Annotated in this window: 21 protein-coding genes; 7 read left to right on the top strand and 14 right to left on the bottom strand. The window is 48.1% G+C overall.

What is annotated here, in order from left to right:
* Positions 1-109: 109 nt before the first annotated feature.
* Positions 110-676, bottom strand: a complete 567-nt coding sequence (locus V7S65_RS02145) for an RNA polymerase sigma factor (RefSeq protein WP_133256276.1) — start codon at positions 674-676, stop codon at positions 110-112.
* Between the two features lie 111 nt (positions 677-787).
* Entirely contained in the window at positions 788-2776 is a 1989-nt protein-coding gene (locus V7S65_RS02140) for an FAD-dependent oxidoreductase (protein WP_336386373.1), read from the bottom strand.
* Between the two features lie 165 nt (positions 2777-2941).
* On the opposite strand from V7S65_RS02140, the gene folD reads away from it, so the two are divergent.
* Complete coding sequence (gene folD, locus V7S65_RS02135) at positions 2942-3802, top strand: bifunctional methylenetetrahydrofolate dehydrogenase/methenyltetrahydrofolate cyclohydrolase FolD (RefSeq protein ID WP_079468457.1); 861 nt, start codon at positions 2942-2944, stop codon at positions 3800-3802.
* A gap of 135 nt (positions 3803-3937) precedes the next feature.
* The gene (locus V7S65_RS02130) at positions 3938-4441 is read left to right on the top strand and encodes a DinB family protein (RefSeq protein WP_079468458.1); all 504 of its coding nucleotides are present in this window, start codon (positions 3938-3940) and stop codon (positions 4439-4441) included.
* Positions 4442-4446: 5 nt separating this feature from the next.
* On the opposite strand, the gene V7S65_RS02125 is transcribed toward V7S65_RS02130, so the two are convergent.
* From V7S65_RS02125 to V7S65_RS02115, 3 genes are all read right to left on the bottom strand, one after another.
* Positions 4447-5040, bottom strand: a complete 594-nt coding sequence (locus tag V7S65_RS02125; protein WP_111580111.1) for a porin family protein — start codon at positions 5038-5040, stop codon at positions 4447-4449.
* A 126-nt stretch (positions 5041-5166) separates the two neighbouring features.
* Positions 5167-6276, bottom strand: coding sequence for a Gfo/Idh/MocA family protein (locus tag V7S65_RS02120; protein WP_079468460.1), 1110 nt, complete (start codon positions 6274-6276; stop codon positions 5167-5169).
* Positions 6277-6391: 115 nt separating this feature from the next.
* Positions 6392-6922 carry an OmpA family protein gene (locus tag V7S65_RS02115; protein WP_079468461.1) on the bottom strand — a complete coding sequence of 177 codons (531 nt, stop codon included), beginning with the start codon at positions 6920-6922 and terminating at the stop codon, positions 6392-6394.
* Between the two features lie 161 nt (positions 6923-7083).
* On the opposite strand from V7S65_RS02115, the gene V7S65_RS02110 reads away from it, so the two are divergent.
* Complete coding sequence (locus V7S65_RS02110) at positions 7084-8409, top strand: GntP family permease (protein WP_336386374.1); 1326 nt, start codon at positions 7084-7086, stop codon at positions 8407-8409.
* Between the two features lie 15 nt (positions 8410-8424).
* Here the strand turns inward: V7S65_RS02110 and V7S65_RS02105 are convergent, their stop codons facing one another.
* From V7S65_RS02105 to V7S65_RS02090, 4 genes are all read right to left on the bottom strand, one after another.
* Positions 8425-8607 (bottom strand): hypothetical protein, encoded by a 183-nt coding sequence (locus V7S65_RS02105; protein WP_336386375.1) that lies wholly within the window; start codon positions 8605-8607, stop codon positions 8425-8427.
* Between the two features lies 1 nt (position 8608).
* Positions 8609-9139, bottom strand: a complete 531-nt coding sequence (locus V7S65_RS02100) for a hypothetical protein (protein ID WP_079468464.1) — start codon at positions 9137-9139, stop codon at positions 8609-8611.
* A 62-nt stretch (positions 9140-9201) separates the two neighbouring features.
* The gene (locus tag V7S65_RS02095) at positions 9202-10434 is read right to left on the bottom strand and encodes a trans-sulfuration enzyme family protein (protein WP_336386376.1); all 1233 of its coding nucleotides are present in this window, start codon (positions 10432-10434) and stop codon (positions 9202-9204) included.
* A gap of 102 nt (positions 10435-10536) precedes the next feature.
* Positions 10537-11331, bottom strand: coding sequence for an SDR family oxidoreductase (locus tag V7S65_RS02090; RefSeq protein ID WP_336386377.1), 795 nt, complete (start codon positions 11329-11331; stop codon positions 10537-10539).
* Between the two features lie 125 nt (positions 11332-11456).
* Here V7S65_RS02090 and V7S65_RS02085 point away from each other — a divergent pair, with 125 nt between their 5' ends.
* Entirely contained in the window at positions 11457-11810 is a 354-nt protein-coding gene (locus tag V7S65_RS02085; protein WP_079468467.1) for a winged helix-turn-helix transcriptional regulator, read from the top strand.
* Between the two features lie 29 nt (positions 11811-11839).
* Positions 11840-12688 (top strand): NAD(P)-dependent oxidoreductase, encoded by an 849-nt coding sequence (locus tag V7S65_RS02080; RefSeq protein ID WP_336386378.1) that lies wholly within the window; start codon positions 11840-11842, stop codon positions 12686-12688.
* A 69-nt stretch (positions 12689-12757) separates the two neighbouring features.
* Here V7S65_RS02080 and V7S65_RS02075 read toward each other — a convergent pair whose 3' ends face one another.
* Positions 12758-13603 (bottom strand): protease complex subunit PrcB family protein, encoded by an 846-nt coding sequence (locus tag V7S65_RS02075; protein WP_079468469.1) that lies wholly within the window; start codon positions 13601-13603, stop codon positions 12758-12760.
* Positions 13604-13698: 95 nt separating this feature from the next.
* Positions 13699-14304, bottom strand: a complete 606-nt coding sequence (locus V7S65_RS02070; RefSeq protein WP_336386379.1) for an alpha-ketoglutarate-dependent dioxygenase AlkB family protein — start codon at positions 14302-14304, stop codon at positions 13699-13701.
* 53 nt (positions 14305-14357) lie between these two features.
* Here V7S65_RS02070 and V7S65_RS02065 point away from each other — a divergent pair, with 53 nt between their 5' ends.
* Positions 14358-15092 carry a DNA-formamidopyrimidine glycosylase family protein gene (locus V7S65_RS02065; protein ID WP_336386380.1) on the top strand — a complete coding sequence of 245 codons (735 nt, stop codon included), beginning with the start codon at positions 14358-14360 and terminating at the stop codon, positions 15090-15092.
* Between the two features lies 1 nt (position 15093).
* On the opposite strand, the gene V7S65_RS02060 is transcribed toward V7S65_RS02065, so the two are convergent.
* Positions 15094-15900 carry an alpha/beta hydrolase gene (locus V7S65_RS02060; protein WP_336386381.1) on the bottom strand — a complete coding sequence of 269 codons (807 nt, stop codon included), beginning with the start codon at positions 15898-15900 and terminating at the stop codon, positions 15094-15096.
* Between the two features lie 126 nt (positions 15901-16026).
* Between V7S65_RS02060 and V7S65_RS02055 the strand changes: the two genes are divergently transcribed.
* Complete coding sequence (locus tag V7S65_RS02055; protein WP_336386382.1) at positions 16027-18051, top strand: beta-L-arabinofuranosidase domain-containing protein; 2025 nt, start codon at positions 16027-16029, stop codon at positions 18049-18051.
* On the opposite strand, the gene V7S65_RS02050 is transcribed toward V7S65_RS02055, so the two are convergent.
* Complete coding sequence (locus V7S65_RS02050; RefSeq protein ID WP_336386383.1) at positions 18008-18814, bottom strand: hypothetical protein; 807 nt, start codon at positions 18812-18814, stop codon at positions 18008-18010. The genes V7S65_RS02055 and V7S65_RS02050 overlap by 44 nt on opposite strands.
* 64 nt (positions 18815-18878) lie before the next feature.
* Positions 18879-19382, bottom strand: coding sequence for an Lrp/AsnC family transcriptional regulator (locus V7S65_RS02045; protein WP_079469990.1), 504 nt, complete (start codon positions 19380-19382; stop codon positions 18879-18881).
* Between the last annotated feature and the right edge of the window lie 83 nt (positions 19383-19465).

Here is a 19465-nt window from a genome sequence, read left to right as displayed (position 1 = left end):
TCATGAAGGGTTGTATAATAAAGACGAAAAAAGAACGGGCGGGAATCCTTCTGTTACCGGAAAATATTATTCTTCGTTTAACCGGCAACGTTATCACCTGTTTCCATACTTATGTAACATGCTCTGCTCTCCCACCCATATACTTCCGGATGGCGGCAATGGACCGTGCGATATAATTTTTGGAGGTGACCCTGGAAATATTCATCTGCCGGGCTATTTCATCGTGCGACATTCCCTGGAAACGGCTCAGCCGGAAAGCCAGTTGCATTTGTGCGGGCAGCTGATTAATGGCTGCATGCAACTGGCCTTCGAAATCCTTTAGTTCCAGTTTGTCCTGTGCAGAGGGAAGGTCTGATGCCATGTACACGTGGTGTCCTTCTTCCTGCACCGTGGGCAATACCCTTTTCCGGAATTCATCCAGGATCAGGTTTTTCGCCGTAGTGTACAGAAAGGCGTCGAAACGGTTTACCGCCAGCAGGCGTTCCCGGTTCATCCAGATCTTTATAAAAATTTCCTGTGTCAGGTCTTCTGCCAGGGCAGGCGACTTAACAAATTGCAGGGTGTTGGCATACATCTTCCCCCAGTAACGGTTAAACAACCGCTGGAAGGCGGGCTGATCCCCCGCTGCCACACGCAGCAACAGCTCTTTTTCATTATGTGGACTATCTATCGGCAAGGAAGGTCATGGAATTTATTACAAAATAATCATTTCGCGGAACTACCTGTACTTATAAAGACGATAAAAATTGTAAACCGAATCCTTCCTTTTCTTTTTTTTCCAAAATAATTATCTGGGAACAAATAACACCGCATCTGCGGCTATTATGCCGTCCGTTTTGTGATTGTCTATTTCCACGTAGGCGCCGTTTCCGGCTTTCAGCTGGTAGCTGCCCAGGCTCACCCATTCGCCGCTGGTTTGTCCCTCTACCTTTATACTTGCTGCTGCAACTTCCACTTCTTTCACGGTGCGGCCATCGAATACTTTTACGTGTGCATTCCCATCCAAACCGGGGAGGCGTGGTACATAGGTAAATACCTCATATTTACCGGCTTTCTGGATAGCAGGTGAAAAACGTATTGATTTATGCACGGCTCCCTTGCTGTCGTCTGTAAGCAGGGATGGACCATAGCCCCCATGAATCAGCTTTTTCCATTCGCCGGTGATGGTTACGTGTTGCTCGTCGTTGTCATCCACCAGTATTTCAGCGGGGCTGTTATCCACCAGCGGATTGGTACGCAGCATGGTTTGTATTTTCTGTACATCAGCCTCCTGGATGGAACTGCGCTGATCGATGGCTACAGCAGCCGCCGTGGCAGCGGATTGCCCCAGTACCATAAACACCGGTTCCATGCGGATAGAGCCATAGGCAATGTGCGACGCCGATAAACAAACCGGCACCAATACATTTTTCGCATCCTCCGGTTTAGGTGTAATGGACCTGTAAGAAACCGGGTAAGGGCCAAGACCACCAATCTGCACATCTCCCTCATTTTTTACCATCCCATTTACCACGATACGCTGGCAGTTATGGGAATCCATATTATAGGCGGCCATACCAATAGGGTCCGTTACTTTTTCGCGGCCTTCGCAATTGGCCTGTGTCATCACATATCCGCCGATCATGCGTCTTGCCTCACGTATATACAACTGGGTTGACCAGTTCCCGTTATCAGTGTATTCATCTTTCGGGTATCCCCATTGTAACATTTGTTCCCGGAGATGGGCGGGCACCCGTTCGTCGTGTCCTATAAAATAGAGCAGCCCTTTGGTATACAGCTCATGATCGTGGATGATCTTTTTCCGGGTAGCGGGATCGGCCTCCGGATAGTTGTAGTTCATACCAATCATATCCGTGGAAAAAGCGCCGTAGTTATTGATATCCGTTTTCCCGTTGGGCATAAGGTCTATCTTGAGATTGGGCTTCAGGATCTTAGGCTGGGTAGCGTCCAGCACGCGTAGCAGCAGTTCATAACGCGACGGATCATAATCGTCCGGCTTTGTAATAGGAATACTGTTTTCCGGGCGGTTGCTCAGGCAGATCCTGAAATTATACGCCTGTACCTTTTTATCTCCCGTCCCGTGCGCTGCCAGGGAATCGGTACTGATGCCCCACAGCAGGCCGCTTTCGGGTTTGCCGGGTATTTTGTACGGATCAATGCCATCAGGGAACTGGTGCTTATCGAGCAGTTGCACACCGTTATAGGTTTCGTTGTATTGTGCGTTGGGTTCCCGGCCAACGGTGTAGGAAATGCCCGCTTTGGCCATCAGGTCGCCTTCGTAGGAGCAATCGATGAACATTTTGGCTTTTACCACCTGTGCAGCGGGACCGTTCACGGTTATTTCCGTAACGTACCCGTTTTGCTTTACAGCGTTAGTGATGGTGTATCCGTACAGCACTTCCACTTTGGCGGCATCGATATACTGGTGGAAAGTAGCTTCTGCCACATGGGGTTCAAAAATCCACTGTTCCAGTTTTCCGTAGTGGTTGCCGATCCGGCGGTAAAAGTTGCGCGACAACCCCGTGATAGCATACTTATTACCGATGTCGGTATATCCCAAACCGCCGGAGGTAAGGCCGCCCAGGTGTTTTTCCGGTGATACCAGCAGCACTGTTTTGTGCAACTGCTTTGCGGTATAGGCGGCAATTACCCCTGCGGAGGTGCCGCCGTACACGCAAATGTCCACCTCCCTGGGGGGAGCCGTAAACCCGTAACTGCTAAGCGGAAGGAGATATCCTGTACATACAAGAAGGATAGAAAAGAGTTTGATTTTCATACGTGAAACAATAACCGCCCTTTAAGAAGACCGTTATGTTTATAAAGACGAAAAAAAAGGTAACAGGAATGTGTCTGTCTAAAAAAAAATATATCAAAGGGGGTTAGTATCTTTGTGCCCTTCTACGGTACAACTACCTCAACACACGGAAATAAACACCTGAATATGACAACAACAACAGTACTGCTCGACGGAAAAGCCTTATCCAAACGAATGGAAGCGGAATTAAAGATCAGGGTGCAGCGCATCATTGAAAAAACGGGTGTGGTGCCTGTACTGGCTACCATCCTGGTGGGCGATGATCCTTCCTCAGAAGTATATGTGAAAATGAAAGGTAATGCGTGTGAGCGGGTGGGTATGACCTCCGTAAAAGTACACCTGCCAAAGGAAACCACTACCAAAGAATTGCTGGATACCATCAAAAAGCTGAATAACGACGACCAGATCTGCGGCATCCTGTTGCAACACCCGGTTCCGCACCAGATCGATGAAAGGGCGTGTTTTGATAAAATACATATTGATAAAGATGTAGATGGGGTTACCTGCCTGGGTTTTGGCCGGATGTCGATGAATGAGCCCGCTTATGGCAGTGCCACCCCTGCCGGAATTATGGAGCTGCTGAAGCATTACCAGATACCCATTGCGGGCAAACATGCGGTAGTAGTAGGCCGGAGTCCTATCCTGGGCAAACCGGTAGCCATGATGCTGCTGAATGAAAATGCCACGGTTACTATTTGTCATTCGCGGACCAATAATTTACCAGAGCTTATCAAACAGGCAGATATCATAGTAGGCGCTGTGGGCAAGCCTGAATTTATAAAAGCCGAGTGGATAAAAGATGATGCCATTGTAATAGATGCCGGTTATCATAAAGGCGGCATCGGCGATATAGAACTGGGGCCGCTGGCAGACCGTGTAGCCGCCTATACACCAGTACCGGGTGGCGTTGGCCCTATGACCATTGCAAAGCTGATTGCGCAAACAGTGGAATCTGCTGAAAGGAAACTGGGATCTTCCCGGAAATAATATCTTAAAAAATAAGGAACAGCTGCAGGTAACTACATACCCGCAGCTGTTATTGTCCTTTTTCGCCCGCCTGATTGTCGTATTCTCCCCCTTTCCGTATCGATATATCCGGTTAAGTTTGTGGAAAAGAAAATCATGAGACAAGAACTGCTTCTGGAAATAACCACCACCGGTGATACCTTGCAACAATTGCTAACCTCCTTTGATGAAGAACAACTGAACAAGGTACCTTTTGAAGGTAGCTGGACGGCCGCACAGGTGGCATCGCATATTTGCAAAGCCGGCGACTGCGGCGTGTTGTATGGCGGCGCTGTACCTACCGACCGGCAACCGGATAAAAAAGTGCCTGCCGTAAAATCCCTGTTCCTGAACTTCGATATTAAAATGAAGGCCCCGGAAATGATCCTGCCGGAAGAAGGGTATCTGCCCAAAGACGCTGTATTGCAGGATGCCGCTGCTACCTGGCAGAAATTAACAACTGCCGCCAATACGGTGAACCTTACCGAAGAATGTACCAGCTTTGAAGTGCCGGGCTTCGGGCCTTTTACACGATTGGAATGGATACAGTTTATCAACATTCACACGCAAAGACATATACAGCAATTACAACGTATATACGATACCGTAGTAAAGGCATAAAGCGCTTACTTTATATTCACGCCGAGGCCGATCTGTATCTGACGTGTTTTCCACTGGTACCGGTCATCGATGTCGTTTACATTGGTAAGTCCAAGCACATAGCGTGCATATACGTGCAGTATATCGAAGTTCAGTGTAGCGCCGGCGGCCACTCCCACGTCGCTGCGTTTAAAAGCGTTACGGTTGTAGGTCAGGAGGTTTTCGTTGGCATAAAACAGGTAACTGTATTGCGGTCCTGCATTGATAGTAATTAACTTATTCACATTGTAACGCAATAACAACGGCAGGGTAATATAGCTGAGTTTAATGCTTTTATTGGCGTTGTCGTTACCGGTAGAGATATATTTTGCCCCGAAATCATCGCCACGTTTGGGGGCCACCTGTGAGAAGAGGAGTTCGGGTTGCAGCCCCCATCTTTTTGAAAAATCATATTCGGCGTATACGCCTAATCTTCCGCCTAATGTGTAATTTGATTTAATGCCTGCCCCGTCCAGTTTAAACATGTTCAGGTCTGCCTTGATGCCGTAATGCAGTCCCTGCGCGCTGGCCGCGGCAGCAAGGCAAACCAGCAACAATACTGACAGTGATCGTTTTTTCATAGCTGATGATTTTAACCATAAAGAAACGAATTGATCAGATGCGAATTGCTGCGCCCGGACCACTAATAGATGATCCTGCTGTTTTTCACTATCACGCGGGAAATTTCCTCGGCAGATCGTTCAGGATCATGACAGTTTAAGGTCTACTTTCTGTCCTGTTTTAACGGCGTGGTAAATGGCATCAATAATTTTCAGGTCTTTCAGCGCTTCTTCTCCGTCCACAGCAACCACTGGTTGTTTCCCTTCCAGGATGATTCCGGCCATTTCTTCCATTTGCACGGTTTGATGGGTAACATGTGGCTGGGTGAGTTCTCCTTTATGGGTGCGTCCGCGGATGGGACCGTAGCCCGTGGAGGGTTGCATCTCTGCAAATCCTTTTTCACCGTTGAGATAAAAGCGGTCGAGGTAGTTCATGTTGTAAGTAGAGAGACAGGAGGCCACGGCGCCGCTGGGGAAGCCCAGCTGGAACTGGATGGTTTCGTCCACGCCTTCCTTGAATTTCACCGGGTCTGTTTTGGTTTCCTGGGCCGTTACCCAGATGGGGTCTTCGCCTGTCATATACCGGGAGCCGTTAATCGCATAGATTCCAATATCCATTAAGGACCCGCCGCCGGCCAGTTCTTTATTGAGGCGCCACTGTGTGGGGTCGCCAATGCGGAAACCACATAGTCCCTGGAAGAACATGATTTTTCCAAAGTCGCCGTTTTTGCGCATGCGGATAACTTCCAGTGTTTTGGCTTCAAAATGCATGCGGTATCCGACCAGTAATTTTACGTTTGCTTTTTTACAGGCGGCAATCATTTCCTGGCCCTGTTTGGCATTCAGTGCCATTGGCTTTTCACAGATCACGTGTTTACCCGCCGCAGCTATGCGGATCGCCTCGTCGTGGTGCAGGGCATTGGGTGTGGTAATGTATACCGCATCAATGTCTTTGTTATCTTTTATGCGATCAAAGTTTTCGTAGTTATAACAGTTTTTGTCGGGGATAGAGAACCGGCTCTGCCAGTCTTTTATTTTAGACGGAGTACCACTGATCACGCCTACCAATTTTGCTTTTACGCAGGCCTGCATGGCGTCTGCCACGCGGCTGCCATAGCTGCCTAATCCCATAATGGCTACACGTAATACCGGGCCATCGTAGTGTTGGAGGTCTTTTGCCCAACCGGCAAGCGGCATCAGGGGCAGTACCATAGCGGAGGCGGCAATTTTCTGTAAAAAATCACGACGAGTATTCATGACGGGAGATTTGGGTTTCATTGATTCCTTAATAATACAAAATTTATCCAGGAAATTATATCAAAAAAAAAAGCCGCTCCGGGTTTACGGAGCGGCTGCTATCTTTATAAAAAAATCAGTTCTTTACATCATACAAAATTACAAACTCCACTCTCCTGTTCTTTGCCTTTCCTGCCTCTGTATTGTTGGTGGCAATAGGATCACGGTCCGACAGGCCCCAGGTAAACATACGGTCGTTGTTCACTTCAAAGCTGTTGAGCAATTGTTTTGCGCCTGTTGCGCGGCGTTCAGATAACTCACGGTTGTATTCTGCCGTGCCGGTGTTATCCGTATGCCCGGTGATCAGGATCTTTGTTTTATTGTATTTGTTGAGCACATCTGCAAAATGTTTGAAGGTGGGCTTTACGCTTTCGTTCACCTGGTCGGAAGACGATGAAAACAATACGTTGTTGGGGAAGATCACTTTCAGGCTGTCTTTGATGATACTTACTTCCGCATCATTCAACGTATTTTTCAGCTCTTCATACTGCTTGTTCATATAAGCATGCTGGCTGCTGCTTTTCCGGGAAGACGCGCAGGAAGCCATTACAACAATGGACACTATTGCCATCAGGCAATAACGTGAGGTCAATAACATTCTTTTCATATCCGCTGTATTAAGGTGCAAAGGTATGTAAAATAGCCATTATCAAGCTGTTGCATAAATAATCTCTAATATTTACAAAAACATATATGCGTTAATGTTATAACACTATTACGGTAACACCTATACGGGGTATTGCGTAATTCTTTTTATCTTGGAGAGATATGAATACCATTCCTTTGATACAAAGCATGCTGGGATTGCTGGCGGGCATTGCGCTCATTGTGTTGCTCACTGCGCGCTTCCGGGTGTATGCTTTCTTTGCCTTGCTGCTGGCCAGTGTGCTCACCGGTATCATTTTACAGTTGCCCGTAACGGAAATCCTCGGCAGTATTAAAAGCGGTATGGGGAATATTGTAGGCTCATTAGGATTGCTCATCATACTCGGCACTACGCTGGGGCTCATCCTGGAACATACCGGCAGCACTACCGTGCTGGCCAACTACGTACTGCGCCGTACCGGTACCGGCCGCTCTGCGCTGGCTATGAATATCATCGGCTACCTGGTAGGCATGCCCATTTTCTGCGACTCCGGTTTTATTGTATTAAGCGGACTAAATAAAGCGCTGGCCAAACGTTCCGGTATCTCCATGATTGTAATGGCGTCTTCACTGGCCACCGGCCTGTATGCCGTTCATTGCCTGATGCCGCCGCACCCCGGCATTACTGCTGCCACCGGTACCATACATGCAGAAACAGGCAGGGTAATGCTGTATGGATTGCTCATTGCCATCCCGGCATCGGCTGCAGGCTACCTGTGGTCCATATTCGCCAGGCGACGCATAGCCGTTGACGTTAGTGACACAGCAGACGTTGCGGAAGAGGCACGCCGCGGTCCTTCTGTGCTGATGTCAGTACTTCCTATTGCTGTTCCTGTACTACTCATTGCCATCCGTTCCCTGAGCGGACTGGAATTAACACATCCGTCTCCCGCACTGCAGGTGATTTCTATACTAGGCATCCCCGAAGTAGCTATCAGCGTGGGTATCCTGCTGGCGCTATCCCAACTGAAAAATAATATGGGCGCCATCCTGCAGGAAGGGGCTGAAAAAGCAGCAGGCATACTGGTGATTATTGGCGGTGGCGGCGCCTTTGGGGCTATTCTCGCCAAAGCGGATATCGGCAGCCATATTGCGCAGAACCAGTCTATCGCTACGCTGGGATTATTTCTTCCTTTCCTTATCACCGCGCTGCTGAAAACAGCGCAAGGTTCCTCTACTGTAGCAGTGATTGCCGCAGCAGCCATTGTACAACCACTGCTGCCCGTAATGGGCCTGGATTCTGCCAATGGCCGTATCCTTTGTGTGCTGGCGATGGGCGCAGGGTCTATGATGATTTCACACACCAATGACGCTTACTTCTGGGTGATCTCGAAATTCTCCGGGCTGGAAATAAAAGATATGCTGCGGGTGTATAGTACGGGGACTGTGGTAATGGGGTTGGTGTCGGTGGGGTTGGTGTATTTGTTGTCGCTGGTGCTGGCGGTGTAGTAAACAAAAAAGCTCCTAACGGGATGGCTTTTTACTATCCTTTGGCTTATTTGCAGTTTTACTTATTACTACCCGTTTCTTCTTTCCTGTTGCCTTATAATGAGCAATTACTTCACTGATCAATTTCTTATCATTTTCTGTAACAGGCTTAGGATCCACGACAAAATTTACCCCCTTAGGTTCTTTAATATATCCCATGTTATTTATTGTTAAAATATTTAATAACCAGCTTTAAAGCTGCGTCTGGAAAGATAATCATTTTATGGTTACCAATATGCACTGCACCCAGTGTTTTTTCGTAATGCGAAATGAGTTTAGTCTTGGATGTAAAAGATATAAACCCTTCATAGCCACGGTCTATAGATAATTGACAGGCAAAAGCAAATAGATTACCAGGAACCCCTTCATACAACTTCGTACTTCCTAAATTAAAAGGCGCGCTTTCAATGAGATGGAGATAAAAATGATCGCCATAGTCGCTCAAACTTGCTAACCCTTGTAATATGTGACTATTTCCTTCGATAGTAAGTTTATAAACTTCTCTATCCGTCATTTTAAACTCCTTTTTCCAATCAAATTTCCATCCATTCTTCAATGATAGTCCTTTTAAATCCTCCTTTGCAAGCGGATTAACAACAGTCTCAAAACTGTCTCCGGAAATAGTATTTAAGATACTGTTGGTCAGTTTGTCTACTTCGATCCCTATGTGATATTTTGATTGTCGGGGCATCCACAAATTTACGAAAAAGGCTTTAACCTTTGTCTTCTCTTCTTATAACCGTTTTCATAAAACTACCCTTCCCCTTCCAATGCCTGCTTCAAATCCGCCACAATATCCCCAACACTTTCCAGTCCCACACTTATCCGTATCAATCCATCAGAAATACCTGCTTTCTCCCTGTCTTCTTTCTTCATCCCGGAATGCGTCATAGAAGCGGGGTGGGATACCAATGTATCCACGGCGCCCAGTGATACAGCACGTAAGCACATCTGCAGCCGGTCAATAAAACGTACGGCGGCATCAAACCCATCTTTCAGTTCAAAGCTCATCACTGCACCGGGATAGCGCATTTGTTTGGCCGACAGTGCATAATCCGGATGGGAAGGGAGGCCGTTATAATTTACCTGCGCTACGGCGGGATGCGCATGCAGGAATTCCGCTACTGTTTGTGCATTGCTGCAATGTTGCTTCATGCGCAGTTCCAGTGTTTTGATGCCCTGGATCAGTAAAAAGGTATCGAACGGATTGGCGCAGCCACCGAGTAGCTTCGCTGTTTTATTGACTTTCGTTTGCATCAGGGGAATATCTTTTCCGATGAGCACACCGCCAATAGCGGTACCATGACCGTTCAGGAATTTGGTAGTGGAATGAAAAACGAAATCAGCGCCATAGCGGAACGGTTGCTGGAGGTAAGGTGTAGCAAAGGTATTATCCACACTTACTCTTACACCGTGTGCAGCGGCTATTTTACAGATGTCCGCAATATCCACACAGCGCATAGATGGATTGGCGGGCGATTCGATATGAATCATTTTAATAGAGGGATCCTGTTTCAGCAAGGTAGCTACGGCAACAGTATCATGCAGGTCCGCAATCAGTGCTTTTACGCCGAATTGCGGCAGGAAATCGAACAGGAATTCGTGCGTGCCGCCATAGAGGGAGTAATGCGTTAGAATGGTATTTCCGGCTACTACATTAGAGAGGAACATGCTGGCCATCGCCGATTGTCCGCTGGCGTGCAGCAGGGCTTTCAACTGCAGGGGCTCTCCATCTGCGGCGGTAATGCCAAAAGCTTCCAGGGCGGCGATCAGCTCTTCGGCCACTGTTACAGTGGGATTGCCAAAGCGGGAATAAATATAGCCGGGGGCGGTTCCTTTAAAACGGTCCATGCCCTGTTGTGCATCGTCGAATGTAAAGGTAGCAGTGGCGAAAACCGGCACCAGGTGGGCGTGTTCGGCCATATTGGATTGGGCTGCATGGATGGCTGCAGAGGCCATTTCAGTAAAACGCGGGTGATGACTCATGCTGTAAATTTATAGTTTCCGCGGGAAGAAAATATAAATACAGCAAAAGATTGGGAAGATGAAAATGACAACAGCATTTTCATCTTCCCAATCTTTTTTTATTTAAATGGTGGGAATAGTACCGCCATCAATGATATATTCCGTGCCGCTTAAATACGCCGCACGCGGGGATACGAGGAAGCCCACAAATTCGGCTACCTCTTCCGGTTTGGCGGGACGCCCCATAGGAATGCCTCCCAGGAACTGCATGAGTTGCTGTAAGGCGTCGTTGAAGCTGCTGCCGGCGCGGCCGGCCATTTCCTGGATCATTTTATCAGCGGCAGCGGTTTGAATAAAGCCCGGAGATACGGTGAGTACCCTCACTCCTTTTGGCGCCACTTCGTTTGACAGCCCCTTGCTGTAGTTGATCAATGCGGCCTTTGCAGCGGCATAGGGCAGTGTGGAATCATAAAGTGGCATGGTGCCTTGTATGGAAGCGATATGAATAATCACGCCGGCACCCTTTGCCAGCATGTGCGGCAGCAGGGCTCTGTCCAACCGCACCGGCGCCAGGAGGTTGGTTTGAAGGGTGGCGTCCCAGTGATGATCTGTTAGTACTTCAAAGCCGCCACCGGGCGTTTCGGAGCCGCCCATATTATTAACGAGGATGTCTACCCCGCCATAGTTTTCCTTTATTTCGTTTGCCACCGTAGTAGTGCCTGCCGGGGTACTCAGATCGGCGCCTATAAAATGAAACGCCGGGTCAGTATCTGCGGGCTTTGCTCTGGCTGTGATAATCACTTTTGCGCCGGCGTTGGCCAGTCGTGTTGCTATGGCTTTTCCTGCTCCTTTTGTACCGCCTGTTACCAGGGCTGTTTTACCGGATAACTCGTTATCAAAACTTAATCTTGGTTCCATCTGTTATTATTATTTTCAGCAAAAATCCGTCAATCAACCTTGCCTGACAATAACGGAAAAACGATTCGCATAGAGTGGAATTTATCCCTATAGCCTGTTTAAGAACAATAAAGTACTTTTGAATCATGTATGTAAAAAAACTACCCATTACGCTGAATTGCGGTCTCGACCTCGTAGGGGAAGTGCTCTACGGTAAATGGAAAGTGCGCCTGCTGTATTTCATCCATGAAGGGCATAAGCGCCCGAGTGAGCTACAGCGGCAGATTCCCGATGCTACACGCCGGGTATTGAACATCCAGCTCAATGAAATGGAAAAGCACGGGCTGGTGTCGAAAGTAGTATTTGCACAGGCGCCGCCAAAGGTGGAATATAGTCTTACAGCGCTGGGTGCATCCCTCATTCCAGTAATAAAAACATTGGGAGAATGGGCAGATGAGCATGAAGAAGAATTGAAAGAAGCGATCCTGCAGGAGGATTAACTTTTTCCTACCTTCGGAAAAAAAAGGTTATGATAGCATTCTTAGGCATGGGCCTCCTGGGGTCAAATTTCGTGAGGGCATTGATTGGCAAGGGTGAACAGGTACAGGTGTGGAACCGCACTGCTTCAAAAGCCACAGCGCTGGAAGCATACGGCGCCAAAGCATTTCCTGATGTAACCGCTGCTGTGCATGGTGCAAACCGCATTCATCTTACCTTAAAAGATGATCATACTGTAAATGAAGTATTGGCCGCCGCCGCCGCAGGGCTTCAACCAGGCGCGGTAATCATTGATCATACTACCACTTCCGCCGAAGGCGCAGTAGCCAGAACAAAAGAATGGAAGGAACGTGGATTCACCTACCTGCATGCACCGGTATTTATGGGTCCGGCAAATGCGCTGGATAGTACCGGTTATATGCTGGTTTCCGGCGATCAGGCGGTGATTAGTGCATGGGAACCCGCGCTCTCCCAAATGACCGGAAAGGTGATCAATTTCGGGGATACACCCGGTAAGGCCGCCGGCATGAAACTCATCGGGAACAGCTTCCTCGTGGGGCTCACCGCCGGACTTGCAGATACCCTGTCGCTGGCCAAAGCGCTGGCAATTCCGCTGAGCGATGTGAGTACCCTCTTTAACTCCTGGAACCCCGGAGGAGCATTGCCCGCACGTTTACAACGCATGACTTCCGGCAACTACAGCAGCCCTTCCTGGGAACTGAGCATGGCGCGCAAGGATACGCAGCTGTTTATGGACGCGGCAAATAAAAGCGATGTGAAACTGGCAGTATTGCCGGCCATTGCCGCAGAAATGGACCGGTGGATTGAAAAGGGACACGGCAACGACGACTGGACCGTGATAGGAAAGGATTCCATCTGAATAAAAAACTAAAAATAAAAAAGCGGGCATTTCACATACGAAATGCCCGCTTTTTATTGTGATAGATTATCAGTCTTGTTTTAATACCACCTTATAGTTAGCAGGTACAAATGTTTCTGCTGTTGGCGATGTAATCACCTGCAGGTTCATACTGCCGGAAGCCGGTGCAATGATTTTATAATGGATCTCTGCTTCGCCTGCTTCTGTAAAAACAATACTGGTTACTTTTACGGAATAACCGGATGTAGGCTGGTTTTCCGCGGTAATCACCACACTGTTTACTTTATCATTCACCGGTGTAGAAGTAAAGCTGGCGGCTTCCTTTCCGCTGTGTTCTACGGCTGCGCTTTTATGCGACTGGATAAAGGCGGCTGCCTTCTTCACCATTTTTGACGCTTCTGTTTTGGTGATATACGCCTTTGGACGGTAGTTACCATTTTCCAGTGCCACCACATTAAACTTGATCAATGTTTGCACGGCATTCATCCCGCCGCTTACAAAAGACTTTTCATCCTTGATGTTAATAAACATCATATTCACGGGGTACTGGCCGGTCGACTGAATAGCGTCGTACAGCGCCAGGGCAAACTGTTCGCGGGTAGCCGGCGATTCCGGGTTTACATCGCGCAGCGACTCCACGCCGTTAACCGCCGCAATGATAAGTGAAGGTGCATACGATGCTTTATCGTTGGCCTTTTTAAAATAATCGGTGGCTTTGGGCGCTTTGATAAAACGGACATTGTCGATGTTCAGACCGAGTCCTTTTACAATAAGATCTATACCGTTGCCGATAGAAATCCTTGACTGGGGTTTTGGAGCCGGAAATTCCGTATCAGCTTTGTCTTTGCTGTGCACATCCTGTGGATGCAGGGTCAAAAGGAATAACGGTAATGCTACTGCCGTGTATAGATTCATAAAACAGGTGTTTAACGTATTGCGAAAGTAGGCATTTGTAACAAGATGTCATGAGCGGGTGTGACAATTATTCCTCAACTGTGTAATAATACCTCCTAATAAATAATCCTGAAGGTGAGGTTAATCCTTGGTTGCAGGGGCCGGACCGATTTCGGGATGCGGTGTTCCCAATGGTGCTGCAGATCCCCTTTCATGATTAATAAGGAGCCGTTGCCTAATTTAAGGGAATACTTCTGCTGATGATCTTTCTTATTCCGGAAATCAAAGCTCCTCGCCTGCCCCAGGCTCAGGGAGGCAATGTTGGGATGCTGGCCCAGTTCTTTTTCATTGTCGCTGTGCCAGGCTACGGAATCATTTCCATCCCGGTAGTAATTCAGCAATACGCTGTTAAAATGCATATGTGTAAAGGCTTCCACCTTTTCCCGCAGCACACTCAGCGCTGGCGTCCAGGGCAATGGGTGCAGTTGTTTCTCCGACAGCCGGTAGCTTTTCTGCGCATCGCCATACCAGGCCGTGAGCCGCGGGGTAAGCAGTACTTTATCTTTGATGGTGAGCGTGGTTTGTTTCCACGGCGCCGTGGCTATCAGCTCGTTCATAAGTGCCAGCGCAGGCCCTGCCTCCAGGAAATGAGGATAGTATTCCAGGAGGTTCTCCGGGAAGCGCAGGCTTTCGTTGTCATCAAAAAAACTTAACTGCGACATATATACGGCACATAATTTAGTAAAACTACTATAGATAAATTTACATCAATTTTATGCCAGAAGGACCTTCTATAGTTATATTAAAAGAAGAAGCAACCCGCTTTACCGGGAAGAAGGTGATCACCGCCTCCGGCAATTCCAAAACCATTGATTTCAACCGGATGACGGGGAAAAAGATCCTTGCCTTTAAAAGCTGGGGAAAGCATTTCCTGATCTGTTTCCCCGGCTTTACAGTCCGAATCCACTTCCTGATGTTTGGCACTTACCGGATCAATGAAACCAAAGATATGCCTGCCCGTTTACATCTGCAGTTTGCCAGCGGAGAACTGAATTTTTATACTTCTTCCATCAGGGTCATAGACGAGCCATTGGATGAAGTATACGACTGGAGCGCCGACGTGCTGAATGAAAACTGGGATGCCTCAAAGGCAATGGCTAAACTTAAAAAGATACCCGATGCATTGGTTTGTGATGCCCTGCTGAACCAGGATATTTTTGCCGGCGTAGGGAACATTATCAAGAATGAAGTGTTGTTCCGCATCCGTGTGCATCCGCAAAGTTTAGTGGGAAAGCTGCCGCTGAAGAAGAAAAAGGAACTCGTGCGCGAAGCCGTGCAATACAGTTACGACTTTCTTGTATGGAAGAAAGCATTTGTACTGAAAAAGCACTGGCTCGCACATACGAAAACGATTTGTCCGCGTTGTGAGATTCCGCTCATCAAAGCCTATCTGGGTAAAACCAACCGGCGGAGCTTTTTCTGCAACAACTGCCAGATACACTATGAGTAGATCATTTTGCCCCGTTCAGCAACTGAAACGCTTTGTACGCCCCGTTGTGTAAAATAGTAAGATGTGTTTCATCCGGCAGTGGTACATAATGAACACGTACCCCGGGATTAGCCTTCAGTACATCTCCCAGCTGACGGGCAGGTTCTTCCATCATTTTTCCTTCTTTACCTACGGTAAGAAAAACGTTGGCCTGTGCGCTGCCTGCGGTAGCCAGTAGCTTCCCGGCCTGTTTCAATAATGACTCCTGGTCCCACCATAAGCTGGGACTTACAATGATATAGTTATTAAACATTGCCGGGTGTTTGAGTAATATTTCGGTAGCCAGTAATCCGCCGAGTGATTGTCCGACGAGGGTGGTGGTATCGTTGGTGCGGAAATGTTGTTGTACGTATGGCTTCAGTTCTGTATCCAGGAAGCGGATAAACTTTTCCGAGCCGCCTGTAGTGGGATAATCGGCCTTATCTTTTTTCACGGTGGTGGGGAAGGTGAAGTCGTGCTTCCGGTCTTTGTTGGCGATGCCTACCAGGATAGTGGGCGGCATATGCTGGATCATGGTCAGGAACTGCATCACGCCGGCGATATGGATAAAGTCCTCGTTGGCAGATCCATCCAACAGGTACACCACCGGGTAGCGGGCGTTTACGGCCTGTGCATATCCATCGGGAAGATATACATTCAGGGTGCGTGTTTCATTCAATACAGCGGAAGACAGCTGGTGTGTTTCGCCTAAAGTAAAAGGAGTGGTTTGTGCCTTTGATGTGTTGATTCCTAAAATTCCAAGTAACAGGATTGCCAGTATACGATTCATCTTTTTCTTTCAAACATAAGAAAATATAGAGAGACATTTTATAGAAAGAATGAGTCAACCGGGATAACTACCCGTATAAAATAAGGCATATATTGGCGTTTCATTATGCCACGCTACAAATCATTTATGAAACATTTTGCTATAGTTTCCACGATATTGCTGGGTCTTACTTTACAGGCAGCGGCACAGGGAAAAAAGAATACAGCGCCTGTGCCGCATTATTACGGCAACCGGGCTCCCCTCCATCCCAAACCTTACTCCATGCTTCCTTTGGGCGCTATTACGCCACAGGGATGGCTGCGCACCGTACTGGTGCAGCAAAAGAACGGCGCTACCGGTGAGCTGGATAAATTGTATCCGCTGGTAATGAACCAGCGGAACGGATGGCTGGGCGGGGATGGCGACCAGTGGGAACGCGGTCCTTACTGGATCGATGGGCTCCTGCCGCTGGCTTATCTCCTGAAAGATGAGGCGTTGATTGCCAAAGTAAAACCCTGGGTAGAATGGTCTATCAAAAGCCAGCAACCCGATGGTTATTTTGGACCGGCGAAAGACTATCCCTATGAAGCGGGGATTCAAAGGGATAACAGCCGCGACTGGTGGCCCAAGATGGTGATGCTGAAAGTACTGAAGCAATACTACGACGCTACCGCCGATCCGCGGATCATTACGCTCATGACCAACTACTTCCGCTACCAGCTGAAAGAGCTGCCGCAAAAGCCGCTGGATCACTGGACTTTCTGGGCAAAGTACCGCGCCGGTGATAACCTGATGGTAGTATACTGGTTATATAATATTACGGGAGATGCATTCCTGCTGGACCTTGCAGCCCTGCTCCATAAACAAACCTTCGACTATGCCGGCGCATTTATGCATACCAACCTGTTATCTACCACAGGCAGCATTCATGGCGTAAACCTTGCACAGGGCATCAAAGAACCCATGATCTATTTCCAGCAGCACCCCGATACGCTATACCCGCAGGCCACCGCCAAAGGGTTTGATGACCTCCGTACATTCAATGGGATGGCGAATGGTCTTTATGGTGGGGATGAATCCCTGCATGGCAACAACCCCACGCAGGGATCGGAGCTGTGTACGGCCGTAGAAATGATGTTCTCACTGGAAAGCATCCTGGAGATAAGCGGCGACGTAAGGTATGCCGATCAGCTGGAGAAGATTGCCTTTAATGTATTGCCTTCGCAGATCACGGAAGACTTTATGAGCCGGCAGTATTTCCAGCAGGCCAACCAGGTGATGGCTACGCGGCATATCCGCAACTTTGATATGAACCACAGCGGTACGGATCTTTGTTATGGGTTGTTGTCCGGTTATCCTTGCTGCACATCCAATATGCACCAGGGCTGGCCCAAGTTTGCGCAAAACCTCTGGTATGCCACCGCCGACAGTGGCGTGGCGGCTTTAGTATATGCCCCCAGCGAAGTGAAAATATATGTAGCCGGGCAAACACCTGTTACGGTGAAGGAAGTAACCAACTACCCCTTTGAAGAAGCGGTTACGTTTACGGTTAACACACCTAAAAAAGTAAGCTTTCCTTTTCACCTGCGGATACCTGCGTGGTGTAAGAAAGGGATTATAAAGATCAACGGTAAAGTATGGCAGGAGGCCGCAGGTAACCAGGTAGTGAAAGTGGAAAGAACCTGGCAGCCGGGTGATGTAATGGAGCTGGCGTTGCCGATGCATATCTACCAGCAACGCTGGTTTGAAAATTCGATATCGGTAGAACGCGGTCCGGTTACCTATGCGCTGAAGATAGGCGAAGAAGTGACTGCCGTAAAAAATGATAAGGACCCGGTGGAATATGGCGCCGGTTACCTGGAAGTGCGTCCCACTACTCCGTGGAATTATGCGCTGATAGCCACTCCGGATGATAAGCTGGCCGCACGTTACCAGGTAGTGCAACATGGTAATAAAACCGGCTGGCCGTGGAATCCCGGGCAGGTACCCATCTCCCTTAAAACAAGGGCAAAAAGGATTCCTTCCTGGCAGTTATACAATGAGATGACCGGCCCCATTCCGTATAGTATTACCTATGGTATGGAAACAGGCGAAGAAGAAGAGATTACACTGGTGCCTTTTGGAAGTACTAAGTTGCGGATTTCACAATTCCCGGTGGTGAATGGCCATTAAGGGTACTAAACAGTGGCGGAGGATTAGGCGAGGGGTCGCTTAGGACACGCCAAATGCGTGCAGAAAAGGTGGACTTGATGCGGTGATCAGATGCTATTGTGATGGTCTTTCGTTTCATGGGGGCGGGTGCGGCTACTGCTATGATATCCGCTACCATGGAGCGTTTGTTCTGTATGGCATAGGTACCGTTGAAAGGCTGCACCTGTAATATTACCAGTAGCGATCCTTTTCCGGGAACGGCTGTTTCCAGTTCCATGCCGTTGAAGGGCTGGCTCAGATCAATGGTAGCTGTGGCAGTGTGCGCATTTTCGATACAACGTTCTTTGAAGCAGAGCCGTACCGCAATGAGTTTTACAACCAGGTGGGTAGCTGTTTCCTGTGACGGAATTATTTGCGCAGGTATTTGCAGGGTGTTGTGCTGCATAACCGGTTGTTCCGGGAAGAAATATTCCAGGCCGCAATGCCGGTTAAACCGGAATCCTTTGAGGGCCTTCAGATGTTCACGCCCTGCCGGAATAAGTATTTTGTTCAGGCGGTTTACCAATGCCCCATCGGACCTGATATCCAGGTGAGGGGAAATAGCGTGCCGGATCAGTTTACCTTTCCTGCTGGCTATGCCAAAATGCTGTGCTGCCTTGCGGGTAGCGGAAGTTTGCCGGACTGTTTCCGGCATGGTGCGAATGAAGTAGGATCCGTTTCGCCTGTAGCCGATAATATTACCGAGCCTGCCGGTGAACTGGAGTATCCCGGTTTGTTTTGCCATGTGGGTTAACTTTTCCTGAAATTACGATAATCCGGAAAAAAAACCGTCTCCCTACTTTTTAAAATTATTTATTTTTCTGTTGCAGTTTTGTTTGCAGTCCTGTTTTGAGGTTTAGTTCCACTTCCTGTTTTGTTTCTGCTAAAACAAACAGGCTGCGGATCTTATAGATATTATCCAGCTTGGATAATTTGGTGAAATTAAATACTTCATAGGCTTCCATGTCGGCGATGAGTACTTTCAGGAGGTAGTCGAACTGCCCGTTCATTTTATAGCACTCCATTACTTCGGGGAAGGTATTGATCTTTTGTTCAAACTCCGGAAACCGGTCCTGGCCATGCTCTTTGAGGGTGATGCTGGTCCAGGCCACGAGATTTTTGCCCAGTTTATTTTTATTAAGTACGGCGATATAGCGTAAAATATACCCCTCTGCTTCCAGGCGTTTCACTCTTTCAAATATAGAAGTAACTGACTTACCCAACCTGGCGGCAATCTCTTTATTTGTGGTCCTGGCGTCCTCCTGCAATATGTCCATTATACACATATCAATCTGGTCAGGTATAAAATTCATGGGCCGATTTTTTATCAAAAATAATGATACTGCTACTGATTTGATGAAAAAAAATCGGCGGCATCCCCTTTTTTTAGATTTGT

The organism is Chitinophaga sp. CCNWYY40 (assembly GCF_037483205.1).
In the GTDB taxonomy this organism is placed as follows: Bacteria; Bacteroidota; Bacteroidia; order Chitinophagales; family Chitinophagaceae; genus Chitinophaga; species Chitinophaga ginsengisegetis.
The sequence above is the reverse complement of the archived record's forward strand: the minus strand, read 5'-3'. Positions and strand labels throughout refer to the sequence as shown.